We start from the raw sequence: 377 nt of genomic DNA, 5'->3' as shown, positions 1-377 counted from the left end.
CCGATATGCCAGGTGAGGTCGGGAGCAAGCGTAGCAAAAGGTACGGGCGCCGTTGCGGGAATGAAGCCGTATGCATCATCCTCTATCAAAGGCAGTCTATGCCGAAGGATAACCTCGGCGATCTCCATGCGCCGCTCGCGCGGGATGGTCAGCGTCGTTGGATTATGGACCGTAGGATTGAGATACAACGCTTTCGGTTGATGTAAATGGATAGCCGCGTCAAGCGCATCGGGCAGAACGCCGGAAGCGTCCATCGCAATTCCGACGAGTTGCAATCCCATACGGGCTGCGATCGCCCGCAAACCGGGATACGTCACCGCCTCGCACAGGATGACATCGCCCGGTCTGGTCATCGTCGAAAGAAGCGCTGTCATCGT

1 protein-coding gene is annotated in these 377 nt (G+C 57.8%); it reads right to left on the bottom strand.

Going from position 1 to position 377, the window contains the following annotated elements:
- The coding region (locus AB4Z23_RS28980) for an aminotransferase class I/II-fold pyridoxal phosphate-dependent enzyme (protein WP_441361371.1) at positions 1-353 on the bottom strand (353 nt) is incomplete at its 3' end.
- Positions 354-377 lie beyond the last annotated feature (24 nt).

This window comes from Agrobacterium sp. MCAB5, from assembly GCF_052114365.1.
Lineage (GTDB): Bacteria > Pseudomonadota > Alphaproteobacteria > Rhizobiales > Rhizobiaceae > Agrobacterium > Agrobacterium tumefaciens.
Note: the sequence above shows the minus strand (reverse complement) of the source record. Positions and strands in the feature narration are given on the sequence as shown.